Annotated in this window: 13 protein-coding genes and 1 tRNA gene; 9 read left to right on the top strand and 5 right to left on the bottom strand. The window is 43.6% G+C overall.

Annotation, left to right across the window (positions count from 1 at the left end; all coding sequences use genetic code 11):
* Positions 1–17: 17 nt before the first annotated feature.
* Genes WC958_02830 through WC958_02820 form a run of 3 tightly spaced genes read right to left on the bottom strand, consistent with a single transcriptional unit; the run spans position 18 to position 5158 of the window.
* Complete coding sequence (locus tag WC958_02830) at positions 18–2936, bottom strand: DEAD/DEAH box helicase family protein (protein MFA5629177.1); 2919 nt, start codon at positions 2934–2936, stop codon at positions 18–20.
* Positions 2923–4476, bottom strand: coding sequence for an Eco57I restriction-modification methylase domain-containing protein (locus tag WC958_02825; GenBank protein ID MFA5629176.1), 1554 nt, complete (start codon positions 4474–4476; stop codon positions 2923–2925). The genes WC958_02830 and WC958_02825 overlap by 14 nt, the downstream gene beginning before the upstream one ends.
* Entirely contained in the window at positions 4469–5158 is a 690-nt protein-coding gene (locus tag WC958_02820; protein ID MFA5629175.1) for a hypothetical protein, read from the bottom strand. Before WC958_02820 ends, WC958_02825 begins: the two co-directional genes overlap by 8 nt.
* A 219-nt stretch (positions 5159–5377) precedes the next feature.
* Here WC958_02820 and dnaX point away from each other — a divergent pair, with 219 nt between their 5' ends.
* From dnaX to WC958_02780, 8 genes are all read left to right on the top strand, one after another.
* Positions 5378–7000, top strand: a complete 1623-nt coding sequence (gene dnaX / locus WC958_02815) for a DNA polymerase III subunit gamma/tau (protein MFA5629174.1) — start codon at positions 5378–5380, stop codon at positions 6998–7000.
* Positions 6997–7305, top strand: a complete 309-nt coding sequence (locus tag WC958_02810) for a YbaB/EbfC family nucleoid-associated protein (protein MFA5629173.1) — start codon at positions 6997–6999, stop codon at positions 7303–7305. The genes dnaX and WC958_02810 overlap by 4 nt, the downstream gene beginning before the upstream one ends.
* The gene (gene recR, locus WC958_02805) at positions 7293–7931 is read left to right on the top strand and encodes a recombination mediator RecR (protein MFA5629172.1); all 639 of its coding nucleotides are present in this window, start codon (positions 7293–7295) and stop codon (positions 7929–7931) included. The genes WC958_02810 and recR overlap by 13 nt, the downstream gene beginning before the upstream one ends.
* A 13-nt stretch (positions 7932–7944) precedes the next feature.
* The gene (locus tag WC958_02800; protein MFA5629171.1) at positions 7945–8280 is read left to right on the top strand and encodes a tRNA-binding protein; all 336 of its coding nucleotides are present in this window, start codon (positions 7945–7947) and stop codon (positions 8278–8280) included.
* A gap of 45 nt (positions 8281–8325) precedes the next feature.
* Positions 8326–9090, top strand: a complete 765-nt coding sequence (gene recO, locus WC958_02795; GenBank protein ID MFA5629170.1) for a DNA repair protein RecO — start codon at positions 8326–8328, stop codon at positions 9088–9090.
* 104 nt (positions 9091–9194) lie between these two features.
* The gene (gene lysS, locus WC958_02790) at positions 9195–10676 is read left to right on the top strand and encodes a lysine--tRNA ligase (protein MFA5629169.1); all 1482 of its coding nucleotides are present in this window, start codon (positions 9195–9197) and stop codon (positions 10674–10676) included.
* A 3-nt stretch (positions 10677–10679) separates the two neighbouring features.
* Positions 10680–11921: a serine--tRNA ligase gene (gene serS, locus WC958_02785; protein MFA5629168.1), complete on the top strand. Its 1242-nt coding sequence runs from the start codon at positions 10680–10682 to the stop codon at positions 11919–11921.
* 42 nt (positions 11922–11963) lie between these two features.
* On the top strand, positions 11964–13037 hold the full coding sequence (locus WC958_02780) for an SEC-C domain-containing protein (GenBank protein MFA5629167.1): 1074 nt from the start codon (positions 11964–11966) through the stop codon (positions 13035–13037).
* Between the two features lie 29 nt (positions 13038–13066).
* On the opposite strand, the gene WC958_02775 is transcribed toward WC958_02780, so the two are convergent.
* The gene (locus tag WC958_02775) at positions 13067–13714 is read right to left on the bottom strand and encodes a DUF6602 domain-containing protein (protein MFA5629166.1); all 648 of its coding nucleotides are present in this window, start codon (positions 13712–13714) and stop codon (positions 13067–13069) included.
* An 88-nt stretch (positions 13715–13802) separates the two neighbouring features.
* Between WC958_02775 and WC958_02770 the strand changes: the two genes are divergently transcribed.
* Positions 13803–13892: transfer RNA gene (locus tag WC958_02770), tRNA-Ser, on the top strand.
* Position 13893: 1 nt separating this feature from the next.
* Here WC958_02770 and WC958_02765 read toward each other — a convergent pair.
* The gene (locus WC958_02765; protein ID MFA5629165.1) at positions 13894–15492 is read right to left on the bottom strand and encodes a peptide ABC transporter substrate-binding protein; all 1599 of its coding nucleotides are present in this window, start codon (positions 15490–15492) and stop codon (positions 13894–13896) included.
* Between the last annotated feature and the right edge of the window lie 3 nt (positions 15493–15495).

The raw sequence follows: 15495 nt of genomic DNA, 5'->3' as shown, positions 1-15495 counted from the left end.
GATAAATCGAATTGATGTTACAGACTTAGATACCCCTGTTTGAAAGCATCCGGAAAAACGAATGTTTTTTCTCCGACATTGAATTTAACACGGATATGTTTTGCGGCTTTATCAATTCTGGTAACCGTTCCGTCACCGAAGCTTTTATGTTTAACGACATCACCTTCGGCAACCGACGGCACAACAAATTCTTCTTTCTCTTTCTCGGGCTTTGCAGCAATACCGTAAACATTGTGGGGTTCAGCCGTTTTTGCCGACGGGGGCTTAATATTGAATTGTCCGGTAACATAATCCTGAGCAGTCGATTTAGGTTCAGTCTTAGAGGCAATACGAGTAACATCCTTTTTGGGTATCTCATCAGAAACCGAAACTGCAATCCCCATGGTTGCCTGCTGATTAAAGAGCAGTTTATTATATTCTTCGCGTTTAATAATGGTATCCCAGCCACCGACATCTTTGCCTTCATGTTTATCAATACCGGTATAAGAAAGGCTGTTATCTTCGTAGCGTTTAAACTTAAAAATGGCATCGTTCATTAGGCTTGCATTAAATACACCGATACTGCAAAGAAGGTCAAAATCCTTGACATCAAGCCCCGTAACTTTTTTAAACAATTCCGTTTCAAGTTGAGTGATAACATCTTGGAGTGTCCGCTCACGATAATCGGTAAGATACATAAAAATCGGGATGCGGGTAGCAAATTTGATAAGTTTGCCTTGAATCTGTTTGCGCAGTGTTTTAAATTCTTTTTCCTCTTTCGAGAGCTCTTTTTTCTCTTTAGGCGTCATCTCTTCAATACCTTTTTTAGCTTGCTTTACCGATTCTGATTTGTTGATAATAGTTTGAATATCCTGATTTAACCTACGGAATCCTTCAATTTTCATAAGCGCATTAATAGCTTCTTTATTTGCCATCAGGCGTTTGAGGGTGTCGTTATCAACATTAACCAACAATGCGGATTCCCAGCGCTTTGCAAGCAGTGTTGCGGAAGTTCCGGCTAACGCAAGATCAAGAACATCTTGCGCATCAATATGCCGCATTGTGCTACCGTCATAAGCCAGTACCGGCAAGAATTTTATGAACTCGCCCACCTTCTTTTCAGGGTTATTCTCACCTACATTTAAACGGCAAGAATAATCAGCTATTTGACGCAGAGCCCGATCTAATGCAAAATCAAAGAGGTAGCACTCCTCTTTGATAATCGTATCTTTACCTTCTTCGTCTTTAACCACCCACGGAGATTGAACTCGAAAAGCGGCCTGAAAATATGTTTCGGGGCTTTTTAGGTTGCGTAGCATAAATATCCCCGTCCACGGTTTTACGGTAACACCCATGGTTAGCTTTCCGCAAGTAAGCGTGATGGTATGTGTTTCCAATGGGTTTCCCATCGCATGCCGCACCGGATTAAGGGCATCGAGCCCAATACCGGCTTCGCGTCCGGCACAAACAAGAATTTTATATTTTTGGTTATAATAGCTATTTTGTTTCTGCATCATCAGGTTATACATGGCCTGACAAGCTGCCACATTCGGCAAAAACCAGATGGTATGATTCAATACACTCAAAAGGCGGGTATCGGAAAAAGGCATGGGGGGACGTTCATCACGTTCAAGTTTCATATCATCAATATTGGAAGGAAGATAAGAACCGCGAATAAGGTCAAGCCATTTCTGAACCTCGTTTTCATAATTAAACTTTGCCTTTTCTCGCTTGCCTTGAGCAGAAAAGAAAATGTTTAAATCAAACTCATCGAATTCACCCTGCAAAGCTATTTGACGAATACTGTCCGGAACACGATAAGTAAGCATAACCATTCTTGGCAACGGTAAATAGGGGTTTCCGGGGCCGGACCAATCGTTTTTCTCGCGCTGTTCATCGGAATAGGTCCAATTAAAAATTTGGTCTTCGATAAACTCTCCGCTGTTTATGGCGCGGAAAGGAGTACCGGAAAGGAAGAGGTAATGCCCGGTTGTAATCGGCAGAAACGTTTCGTTATAAGCGTTATCCGCCTCATCCAGCTTATACTTTTCTATATCAAAATCGGCATCTTTTTCTTCGTCAGGCTTTTCAAAAAGGTTTTTGGCATTCTCACGCCAAGCGCCGAAATGATATTCGTCAAAAATCACCAAATCCCAATTATCGGAATGGATAAATTTATTTTTGGTTTTTATGCCGCCGTTTTCGTTAGTGCCTAATAAGTCCTGGAAAGAGCCGAAAACAACTATGGGTTTCTTTTTGTCGCACATTGTGTAAGCATGGTCAAGGTTAACGTTGTTATTATTTGCGTCCTTATTGGAAACAAACTGCCAACCCTCAAAATCAACGTGGGAAAATAAATCATCGCGCCATGCGGATTCAACAGCAGGCTTAAAGGTAAGCACCAACACCCGTTTAAAACGCATTTTTTTGGCAAGTTGATAGGAAGCAAAAGTTTTACCAAAACGCATCTTGGCATTCCAAAGGAATTTCGGAGCTCTGTCGGGGTCATCGTATTTCGCTCTGGTAAAATATTCAACGGTACGCTTTACGGCATCCTGTTGTTCGGGGCGCATCCGAAAATTGGCTGTTCGGCCGTTAGCGGAAATTTTGCCTGTTTTTAGCTCGATAATGGCCGCTTTGACGTCATCCAAAGTGCAATTATACCACTCGTTATCGCTCTCGGTTGCGTTAAGCTGTTGGAACCCGCGCCGCTCTAAAATGCGGTGAATGTCCTTATCGGAAAAAACCGAACCATCCTCACGCATAGCGCTCTCTTGGTGGAGAATAGTAAAAGGGATTGCGGAGGTGCGCAATTGTTCCCTGATGCGAGTAAGTGCATCGCGTTCGGTATACCCGATTTTTATATAGCCCTTGTGTGTAGTTACACCCGTGAGTTCATACACATAAATGGTGGGGATAACCGGAGGGCGTTCGGGGAAAAATTTAGCTTCCGCCATCGTCATCACCGTCCAAATCCATTGGTTTAATCATTGATTCGATAAAACCAATTTCCTCATCGGTTAAATTATATTTTTTATAAAGCTCTTCATCTGTCCACGGTTTAGAAAAGTCTTGGACAGGGACAAATCTGAACTTATCCTTCGATATATTTATCGAAGACAAAGTTTGTAAAAGCAAAAACCTTGCCATTTTGGAGCTCAAATATTTTTTGCAGTTATATGCTTCTTCTTTACTATCAAACACAGCTCCTATAAAATAAGAGAAAGTACAAACAGCTCCTGGTTCTAAAACATCAAGTGTAGCTATTACTTTTCTCAATCCATCCTTGTCCGCTGTTGCTGCACCTGCAGATGTTGCTTTTCCAATAATAACCTTCCACTTATTTATATATTGAGAACCGGTGGTAATTTTTGAACGTTCAATATAACTCCTACCGGCGCTGGAAAGCAAAATGCGGGTCGTTTTTGATGGCATCTCCACCCCTCTTTCCGCAGTACCAAGACCAAACGGACCTAAAGAAGACATTAAATCGCTCATTGGTTTTTCGTCATGTTTAAGTACTTTTTTAACAATTGAAATCGCTCTATTGTCCCTGACAAACACTTCATACTCATTAAGTTTTCTTTCTTGAGTTATAGTACTCTCCCCATCAATATATGTGTAAGTGCAAGTTCCTTCAAAGTTTTTATCCCAAATAAAATAACTAACACCACCAGCAATATCAACGCCAGGGAAGCAATCTGTTGAAAGCGAATAATCAACAATTTTCTTAATATGTTTATCTGATAACATTTCATTACGATATTCATCAAGTCCCATTCCCCCAGCAAACCACCTTGAAGGAGTAATCATCACTAAATAATTAGGGGTTAGCCTTTTTGCTTGATTCACAAAATGATGATATATAGGCTTTGCCTGCTTTCCAGCACCATCAGTTTCTAATTGATACGGCGGATTACTGATAATCACATCGAACTTCATTTTAAAAATCTCCTCAGGTTTTTGCGTATGAATCCATTCATAAGCGTGCGCTTCAAGTGTTTCCCCTCGCTCTTCATCTCCAAGCTTTGTACCACTCGAAATACCACAATGCACACATCTTCCGCTTTTCCATGTATGTTTAATATTTTTAAAGCGAATATTACCTTGCGCATCATCAAATAAAATTACCGAAAACTCGCTGTTTGGGTATTTTGAGCAATATACACTCCTGCGCGAAAGCAAGCTGGTAAGCTCGGTAATGGCAATTCCGTAAATTTGTTTATGAAAAATATGATCCAGGCGCTCTTGCAAATCCGGAAATTGAGGTTCAAGGCCTTTTATCAGCCTTTTTGCTATTTCCCGAAGAAACACCCCCGTTTTGCAAGCCGGATCAAGAAAAGTTGTATCGGGGTTTTGGAATAATTCGGGCGGGAGCATATCAAGCATTTGGTTGACGATGTTCGGCGGAGTGAATACTTCGTCGCTTGATAGATTCGCAAGGCAGGAGAGCACATCCGGATTATACACATTTTCAAATAATCCTACATTAGCCATCTTCAAACACCTTTTTGTAATGAGCAATATACTGCTTTAAGAATTTACCCTCCGCTTCCGGCTCCGGCTCAGGGTCTTCAAACAGCGAAGGCTGTATTTTAGCTTTGTTCTTCTTTTTTGACGTTGCGTTCCCGTTTAGCAACTGGTCAAAGGTATAATCTTTACGCTGTATTCTTGCATCATTGAACGGAAAAGTCCACTCTGAGAAAACAATCAATTCTTTTGTATCTTTTCCGTCGGCATCAACACAGCAAAGAGTCAGGGCGTTACCGCAGACAATATTACGGCTCAGAATATATTCCGCCGCCTTTCGGGTTTCTTCGCAATATTCTTTTTTAGACACCTTCTTGTATTCACGGTTCCATATATCAAAAAGCTTCTTTCGGCAGGCTTCGGCATTATCTTGAAGAATATCAATCCCGTAAATACTGCCTAAAGCAAGAAGGGAATTGCGCTCATAATCGTAAACGCTTTTTCGATACCTCTTTCTGACAACGGTAAGCTTACGCGATATCACTTCCGCCAAAAAATTCCCGTCGCCGCAAGCCGGTTCTAAAAATCTGGAGTCAATTCGTTCCGTTTCCTGCTTAACGAGGTCGCACATTGCCTTAACTTCGCGTTCGGCGGTAAAAACTTCGCCGTGGTCGGCGACGCGTTGTTTGGATTTTACTTGTTTTATCACTAATCTATTTGCCCTTTGTTCGGAACATGCCCAATATATCAATAATCTTGTTTTTACAAAATAAAAAGAGGTTTCGTTTCAAAGAAATCTTATCACGCAAAAGTGCTCCTGACAATATCGCAAAAATTCGGATACGTAAAATAGATGCCGGATTCGAAAATAAGGCAAAATTTCTTTGGGAAATAATATCCGTATGGGGTATAATAAAGGGACAAAATTATGGAACAGCAAGTCTTTTACCGAAAATGGCGTCCCCAAAAGTTGGCAGATGTTGCCGGGCAAGAGCACGTTACAAAAACGCTTTTAAATGCCCTAAGCCTCGGCAATGTGTCGCATGCCTATCTTTTTTGCGGGCCCAGAGGCACCGGTAAAACCAGTACGGGGAGAATCCTTGCCAAAGCGGTAAACTGCACCGTTAACGGTAAGGGTGAGCCGTGCAATACTTGCGAGATGTGCACCGCCATAACCGAAGGCAGAGCGGTCGATGTAATCGAAATCGATGCCGCAAGTAACAGAGGCATTGACGATATCCGGGGCCTGCGCGAATGCGCTAATTATGTACCCGCGGAAGCCAAATTCAAGGTTTATATTGTCGATGAGTTTCATATGCTTACCAAAGACGCCTCGAATGCCTTGTTAAAAACGCTGGAAGAGCCTCCGCCCTATGTAATCTTTATTTTGGCAACTACCGAGGCGCATAAGATTCTTCCTACGATTATGTCAAGATGCCAGCGCTTTGATTTCCGCCGGATAACCCAGAAAGATGTTGCCGGCAAATTAAAGCAAATATGCGACAGTGAGGGGATTAAAATCGAAACGGAAGCGCTCAATTTACTTTCCAAGAATGCTTCCGGCAGCCTCAGAGATGCCGAAAACCTGTTGGAACAACTCTACACATCTTACGGAGAGGATATCACCCTGCACCAAGTACGAGATATGCTGGGGATTACCGCAAACGAGCAAGTCCAAGAACTGCTAACCCATATCATTAATGCAAATATCAACGAGGGGATTCAAACCATCAACGCCTTAAAAAACGAAGGTTTCGATTTAAAACAGCTTAACAGAGAGCTTATCGCCTACCTTAGAGGCTTATTGCTTTTAAAAACCGGCTACAAAAACGACCTCGATTTTACCCAAGAGGAAATGGTTTTGCTTAACGAATTGGCTCAGAAAACAACGGTTGAGCATGCCTTAAATGCAATTAAAATCTTCGGAAAACTTGAACTTAGCCTCGACAGCTATTCCACCCTGCCGTTGGAACTGGCAATGGTTGATTGCGCACTTGCGGAATCCAAACCGGAAGAAAAACAGCCCAAGGCTTCCGTTTATCAGCCGGTAAGCACACCGGCATCGGCGGTTGCCGAGAAAAAGAAACAGGTTGTTAAAGATGTGCCCGAAACAAAGCCTGCCGAAGAGGTCAAAGAAATCAAACCGGAGGTAAAGCCGGAGGTAAAGCCCGAGGCAGCCCCTGAAGCCGAGGCAAAATCCGACAACAGACAAGAATACGATAACAAAACGGAATTCTTAAACAATAATTGGAAAAACGTCATCGAGAACGCTCCCGATAACATGAAAAGAAGTTCGGCGCTGGCAATTTTAAGAAGCGCCGGGGTAAGAGCGGTTGCGTTTGAGGGTAATACCGTTATCCTTTCTTTTAAGCATTCCATTCATAAAGATAAAATAGAACAACCCGAGCATAATAAAGATGCCGCCAAAATAATCGGTAATTTCCTTGGACATACCTGTGAGATTCAATGTATTCACGAGCCCGAAGAAAATTATCTGGTCCAGGAATTACAAAAAATGGGCGGTCAAATAGTCGAAGTGGAGGAAAAATGAACTTTAACATGGTCAAACAGGCAATGCAGCTGAAAAGCAGCCTGGAAAAAGCACAAAAAGAACTCGAGAAAATGAAGGTTGAAGCCGAATCTGGAAACGGTGCGGTTAAAGTTGTTGCTAACGGCAAACAAAAGGTATTATCGATTAAAATTGATCCCGAGGTTGTTGAAAAAGGCAAAGCATCCGACCTTGAGAAACTGGTATTTAAGGCAGTCTCGGAAGCCTTGGAAAAATCCAAGGAAATGGCTGATGAGAAACTGAAAAAATTAACCGGCGGAATGAAAGTCCCCGGATTAACCGATTAAAGGAAAGTGATTTGGAAGTAAACCCGTCTAATACAGCCGACCCCGTCAACCGGTTGATGCACGAGCTTGCCAAACTGCCCGGTATCGGGCCGAAGAGCGCGCAACGGCTAACCTATTACTTATTGCGTGCTCAGAAGGAACAGGCGGAATCTCTGGCGGATGCGATTGCGTCGTTAAAAAGCGGCACACGCCTCTGCGCAGATTGTTTTAATATTGCCGATTCTGCGCTCTGCCCTATTTGCCGGAACGAAAAGCGCGATAAGACCTGCATATGCGTTGTGGAACAACCGCAGGATATATTGGCGCTTGAGCATTCGGGGGTTTATAAGGGGCTTTATCATGTGCTCCATGGCGCCATATCGCCAACCGATGGAATCGGGCTAGGCGATATCAGAATCGAAGAGCTGACCGACCGTCTTAAAGATTGTGAGATAACGGAGATTATCCTTGCCACCAACCCGACACTTGAGGGCGAGCAAACAGCGATGTACCTTAATAAAATTATAACCCCGCTGGGGATTAAGGTTACCCGCCTGGCGAGGGGGTTACCGTTTGGCACAGAGCTTGAATATGCCGATGACGTGACCTTAACCCGTGCGCTTGAAGGCAGGCAAGAGCTGAAATAAAGGCAATTTTAAAATGCAATCGATCAGTTACGGGGATTTTGAAAAAGTTGATATTCGAGTAGGCAGGATTTTAAAGGCCGAGGATTTTCCCAATGCCCGCAAACCTGCCTACAAACTTTGGATTGATTTTGGTGAGTTCGGGCAAAAACAATCCAGCGCACAGATTACCGCCCGCTACCGCAAAGAAGATTTAAAAGACAGGCTGGTTCTCGCGGTAGTAAACTTCCCGCCGAAACAAATCGCCGATTTCAAATCGGAAGTGCTGGTGTTGGGGGTAGTTTTAAGCGACACGGATGTTGTTTTAATCCAACCCGATGAAGACGTCCCCGTCGGCAAAAGATTGCTCTAAAATTAGCGCCGGCAATTATTACACCCGCGACCATTTAGAAGTGAAATGACAGAACCGAGAAATTTTAAAAGCGAAGCAATTGTGCTTAAAAAGACCAAGCTGAGAGAAGCCGACCTAATCCTGACTTTTTACACCCTGCGCCACGGCAAGATACAAGCGGTGGCAAAAGGAGTCCGCCAACCGAAAAGCAAAATGTCCGGACATCTTGAACTCCTGACACACAGTATGGTTTCTTTTGCAAGGGGCAGGAATTTGGCGACGGTGACCGGCAGCCAAACCATTAACGGTTTCTTTGACCTCAAAAACGACCTTGAATTAAGCTCGTATGCTCTTTATATTACGGATTTAATGAACCAATTTACGGGAGAAGGGATTGAGGACTCGGCCCTTTTTTATACGTTTCTGGATGCGCTGCACAAGCTATCCGTTGAAAAGAACCGCGAAATGGTTCTGCGTTATTTTGAGGTGCAATTGCTGGAGCATATGGGGTATCGCCCCCAGCTCAAACAATGCGTAACATGCCACGTACAACTCAAACCGGTAGTTAACCATTTTTGCCCCGGTGCCGGTGGAACCCATTGCCCGACCTGTGCCAAGAACGACCTTTTCGGTTACCCGATTTCAATTAACGGATTAAAGGTCTTTCGGCTCTTGCAAGACGGCAATTACAATACCATCAGACGCATTAAAATGCCTAAAGAGCTCAGTTTAGAGCTTGAAAGGCTAATACGTTCATACATAAGATTTTTGCTGGAAAAAGACGTTAAATCGGTTGCATGGCTGGAAACGCTAAAGAGATGCCCGTTTTAACCCGGCAGCTTTACTATAACCGACCGATAAAATATAATGTCTAGAATAAGTTTGGCGGTTTAACATTAAAAGCCGCCATCAAATTAGTTTTTAAAAGGATCATTATGGCTTCGAGATTAGATGATTTAACACAACAAAGATTAGACAAACTGGAAAGAATGCGCAGTCGCGGGATTAACCCGTATCCCAAAAAGTACGGGCGCACCCACACCGCCAAAGAAGCTCGGGCGCTTTTGGAGAAAAACGAACAGGCGGGGATAACCGAACCCGAAACCATCAGTATTGCCGGGCGTGTAATGGCAATCCGCAAGATGGGCAAGAGCTCATTTTTGGATATTCAAGACGGTTCGGGAAAGATTCAGTTGATTTTTACGGGGGCGTTTCTTACCGATGAAACGTCGGCCGAGCTTTTTAAAGACCTTGATATAGGCGATTTTATCGGCGTTAAAGGCGGTTTATTGCGTACAAGAACCGGAGAACCGACAATAAGCGCCGAAAAGTTCGATATTTTGTCTAAATCCTTGTTGCCGCTGCCGGAAAAATACCACGGCTTGCAAGATGTTGATGCCAGGCATCGCCAAAGATATCTGGATCTTATCAGCAACCCCGAAGTTAAAGAAACCTTTGAAATGCGCAGCCGCATAATTGCAGCAGTGAGGAAATATCTTAACGAAAACGGTTTTTTGGAGGTGGAAACACCGGTATTGCAACCTTCTGCCGGCGGAGCCCTCGCCAGACCTTTTGTAACCCATCATCATTCGCTTGATTGTGATTTCTTCTTGCGCATTGCGCTTGAGCTGCATTTAAAGAGGCTGATTATCGGCGGCTTTGATAAAGTTTACGAAGTGGGCCGGATTTTCCGCAATGAGGGGCTTTCGGTCAGGCACAACCCCGAATTTACAATGCTTGAATGTTATGAGGCCTATGCCGATTACGAAAACGTAATGAACACTCTGGAAAATATGGTTTCTTTTGTTATTAAAGAGATATCCGGCAGCTTTAAGTTTAATTTCGGCGATAACGTAATTGATTTTACCCCGCCCTGGCAAAGGCTGGACTTACGCGAAACGGTTATTAAATACAGCGGAATTGATTACTTGCAGTTTCCGGACGTTGAATCGTTAAGAAACGAAATGCTGCGGTTAAACATGGAAGTTGACCCGACAAAAGACCGCGGCCGTTTAATTGATGAGCTTTTGGGCACATATGTCGAGCCCCATTTGGTACAACCGACAATTTTATACGACTATCCGTTGGATATGTCGCCCCTTGCCAAAAAGAAACCGGGTTATGATAATATAGTAGAGAGGTTCGAAGCATACGTATGCGGAATGGAACTGGCAAACGCCTTTTCCGAGATTAACGACCCGATTGACCAAAGAGAAAGGTTTGTTGACCAACAGAGAAGCCGCAACAAAGACGGAGAACAGGAAGTTATAGACGAGGATTTCCTGACGGCGATGGCTTACGGAATGCCGCCGGCGGGGGGGTTGGGAGTCGGTATTGACCGTTTAGTGATGCTTCTTACCAACCGGCAATCAATCCGCGAGGTAATTCTCTTCCCGCAGCTTCGAGAAAAGGAATAGGATATGTTAGACCCTAAGTTTATAAGAGAAAATCCGGATGTTGTCCGTCGGGCAATTGCCTTAAGAAACGATAATGCCTCGGTAGATGAGATACTTGAGCTTGATGTTAGCAAAAGGCAAAAGATGTCGCTTGTCGAAGAGCTGCGTTTTGAACGTAAAAACCTAGCAAAAACGGGCGGCGCCGAAACAGCGGAAAGGGGCCGTGAAATCCGCGATCAGATTAAAACTATCGATGATGAACTGAGAGAAATCGATCTGCGGCTTGATGACCTGTTATTGCGTGTTCCCAATATCCCGCAGGATTCCGTTCCGATTGGTAAAAGCGAAGACGATAACGTCATAGTAGAAACCTGTGGGGAGATGCGTACATTTGATTTTACTCCGGCCCCGCATTGGGAACTGGGCGAAAAGCTCGGGATTATCGATTTCGAAAGAGGCGTTAGATTATCCGGCACCCGTTTTTATGTCCTTAAAGGATTGGGTTCGCGCTTGCAGAGGTCGCTAATCAACTTTATGCTTAACCTCCACACGGAAGAACACGGATATCAAGAGGCCTATTTGCCTTATATGGTTAAAAAAGAATGTTTGGTCGGCTCAAGCAACTTGCCTAAATTTGCCGATAACCTCTATCGTGATATCGAAGAAGATCTTTGGCTGGTACCCACAGCAGAGGTACCGCTTACCAATATGCACCGTGATGAAATCATCGCGGCCGAATCCCTGCCCATCAACTATGTGGCCTATACCGCCTGTTTTAGGCGCGAAAAGATGTCGGCGGGCAAAGACACCCGCGGTATCAAAAGAGGCCATCAGTTTGATAAGGTGGAAATGTACAAATTTACCGAACCGCAAAATTCCAACGATGAGCTTAAAAAAATGGTTGATAATGCAGTCGATATTTGCCGTAAACTCGATATCCCGTACCGAATCAAGAAATTATGTACCGCCGATATCAGTTTTGCTTCGACTAAAACGTACGATATCGAAATGTGGGCGCCCGGTTGCCAGGAATGGCTTGAGGTAAGTTCATGCTCCAATTGCGGTGATTTTCAGGCACGCAGGGCCAACATCAGATACCGCCCTTCTGCCGATAGCAAGCCGCAGTATGTCCATACTTTAAACGGTTCGGGGCTGGCGCTCCCGAGAGTGGTCATCGCGGTTATGGAAAACTATCAGCAAGCCGATGGCAGTATTGCCGTTCCCGAAATATTACAACCCTATATGGGTGTTAAAACAATAAAATAATCTGAGTTTCCCAAGGGGATATTTTATGAAAAGAGAGGCATAATGGAACCCAAAAAAAATATTGGCAGAAACGAATTATGTGCTTGCGGCAGCGGCAAGAAATACAAAAACTGTTGTTACAACCAAAAACCGGTAACCGCGGGATTACAATTTAACGAAAAAACCTTTGATCCTTATCGCTTGAACCGGGAAATCGCTTATGTCGGAGAACTCGGCAAAAAAAGGGAAGAGTTCGCCAAAAACCAGGAAAAACAGTTAAAAAGTTTGAATGATTTTATCTACAAACAACAAATCGAAGAGGTTCAAAACAGCGAAAGGACAATATCCTGCCATAAGGGCTGCTCTATGTGCTGCTCGCAATATATCCCCGCCTCTCTGCAAGAATGCGAAGCGATTGTTTATTACCTTTACAATCACGAACGCAAATTAGTTAATTTCATTAATAATTACAAAAAATGGGAAAAAGCATTAGGGGAAAACAAAAGCATAATCGATGATTTTCAAAAAGCCTACAATGCTTTATGGGAATCCGAATTTGATTCGGAGAAAAGCCGCGATTTGGAAGAACTGGGTGCGCGTTATGCCAAACTGAAAATCCCGTGCCCGTTTTTGAAAGATAACGCCTGTATGATTTACGGAATACGCCCCCTTGTTTGTTCAAGCCAGGTTGCCGTTTCTCCGCCCGAATATTGCGACCCCGATAATCCGGACAGTATAAACCAAGAACTGATTCTGATGATACCGGAAGCTTTTGAATACTTGCCCTTCTATTACGACAAGTTTAATGAACTAAACTTAAACGGACTCTGCATGCCCTTTGTGGTTAACAGTTTGCTTGAGGGCGGATACCTTTACCTAACGGCGTTAATCGACGACAAAGAATTCAACGATGAAGTTGATAAAGATGACCAAGTAAAAAAGACTCTGGACGCCCAGTTGGACTATTACGAAGCCACTGACCCCGATTTTGAATATGTCTTTGAAGACGACGGAACCAAACCGGAAAACGCCGATGAAGCCGCAACAGACGAAGCCGAGGATAAATCCGGGGCGGAAGAAGAATCAGATAGCGCGGAAGAATCAAAACCCGAAAACGCAGATAATCCGCAAGAATAATTTACAAAATTATGTTTAATGCAATCACATCAGTCAGGGAAGGGAACCCCTTCAATCCGGCCCTCACCTGACGGTTTGATGGCAACATAATCACCCGCATCCTTGGTTTGATACATCGTAGGCGCGGCAATCAGTTTCAAAAGCTCAACAAAATTCTGCATTTGCATTGTGATATCTTCCGTTTCGTCCTTGTTGGTGCTGGCGAGAACAAAAACACCGTTTACGGAACGCGAATCGGCACAAACCTTCATAATGTCGTTATAAAGCATTTTAGTGCTGTAACCGAGTATCAATTTCCAAATACCGGGTCTTAGTTTATCAACGGATTGCAGATTCTTGATTGCCTCGTTGAGATTATCTTTGTTTAGCGTACCCTTAACCTGGATTACACATCGGACGGCTTCGGGGTTAACCACAACGATATCACCGGAAAGAAAGAGAGGGCCGTATTCGGCGGAACTGTAAACAATGATATCGCATTCGCGGGTGCTTTGTCCGTCTGCCGAAAGGATAACCCCTCGTTTTGCCGAAAAGTAATGCGATATACTTTCTCTGACGGCCTCCATAATAATCGCTTCGTAATAATCCCCAATCACTTTAGGGTCTTTAAGGAGTGAGCGAATTATGTCTCTCTGCACCAGTATTTTCTTTTGTACGTTCCAGTAATATTGCTGCATCTTACGACCTCTGTAATATATTACTCCTTAATGAGGATGTTAGCAATTTATCGCCCATATCCGCTATAATGTATATTGTTTTTTAGCGGGAGGGGTGTCCGAGTGGTCTATGGTGACGGTCTTGAAAACCGTTGTTCTCGCAAGAGGACCGTGGGTTCGAATCCCACCCCCTCCGCCATCTACTTTATTAAATAAACCTCATTTAATTTCACCGTTCCCAAGGCATTCAAATTATACCCTCCGACATACGGCTTAACCAAAATATCGTTTTTACCGAAGTATAAAGGGATACAAGCCGCATCATCAATTAAAATTTGCTCCGCTTCAGCGTAAAGTTTAAGACTTTGGTTGATATCTTGTTCGACCGCCGCCAACCGAAGCAAATTATCGACATCGTTACTTACGTACTGACCGTAATTACCCTCGGAGCCGCCGTAAAACAGGATTTGAAGGAAATTTTGCGGGTGAGGGTAGTCGGCACTCCATCCCCATAAAAAGACGTTGTCTTTTTCCTCTGCAAGCGAATATAAGAAGACTTGGGGTTCGAGTTGTCTAACCGAAACCGTAACACCGAGGTTTATCTGCCATTCGTTAATAACCGCTTCCAAGACTGTTGATATCCTGCCGCCGTACCCGCCGGAGGTAATCACAATTTCGGGTAAATTTGCGACGTCACCGTATATTGAATCGTTAATCAGTAACAGAGCCTGTTCTTTATCAAAGGCTAACGGCATAATATTTTCACTATAACCGGGCGTCCCCAGGGGAACGATACCGTCAGCCTCGGTTACCGTATCGTTAAACACTAAAGAAACAAGTTTTTGTTTATCGATAGCCATTGCGAATGCACGGCGAACATTTTTATCGTCAAACGGAGGGACTGAGCAGTTAAAGCACATATACATCAAACTTAATTCGGGAATGCTGTAAAATTGATTATAGAACCCTCCGTCCTTATCGGTAACGCGATAAATGTTACTAAGCCCGACGTTACAGACATCGATTTCACCGGTTTCATACATATCGAATTCGATACCGGCCATTATTTTGTAAACAACGTAATCCAATTTGGCAACGTTCCCGTAGTAGTTATCGTTACGCTTAAGAACCAGCTCACTGCCTTCTTTCCAGGAGGAAAGCTGAAAAGGTCCGGTGCCGTTAGGTTTTAGCCACCAATTTTTACCGTCGGAGATATTGTTCCGATCGAGGACAAAGGAAACCGGATAACTTAGTTTCTCCAAAAAGTAATTGACCGGTTTTCCCAAGGTTATTTGCAGCGTATAATCGTTAATTACTTCAACGCCGTTAATTGAGTTTGTGCGCCCCAAAATAAAATCGGTTGCCCCAAGGATATCACCCAAATACATCGATGCCGTTTGTGAGCCCGTTAAAGGATTGCACGCACGTTCCCAGGAATATTTGAAATCCCGGGCGGTTACGTTTTCTCCGTTATGAAAATAAACATCCTTTTTTAAGTAAAAGGTGTATTTTAAATTGTCATCGCTTATTTCCCAGTTTTCGGCAATATCAGGCACAACCTCAAGATTATCGTTAAAAGTGACAAGCCCGCTAAAAATCTGGAGAATGTAATTTACGGAAACGGAATCACCGGCCAGCGCCGGGTCGAGGGTATAGGGATTATCGCCGTAGAGATTCAGAACATCCCCCGAAACAGGAGTTGTTTCTATCCATTCACAATTACAAGCCGCCGGAATTGTGCTAAACAGTAAAACAAAAGCAAATATAATTGAACCGATTAAAGATAATCTCTTTTTCATAAT

Source organism: Dehalococcoidales bacterium, assembly GCA_041656115.1.
In the GTDB taxonomy this organism is placed as follows: Bacteria; Chloroflexota; Dehalococcoidia; order Dehalococcoidales; family UBA5627; genus UBA5627.
Note: the sequence above shows the minus strand (reverse complement) of the source record. Positions and strands in the feature narration are given on the sequence as shown.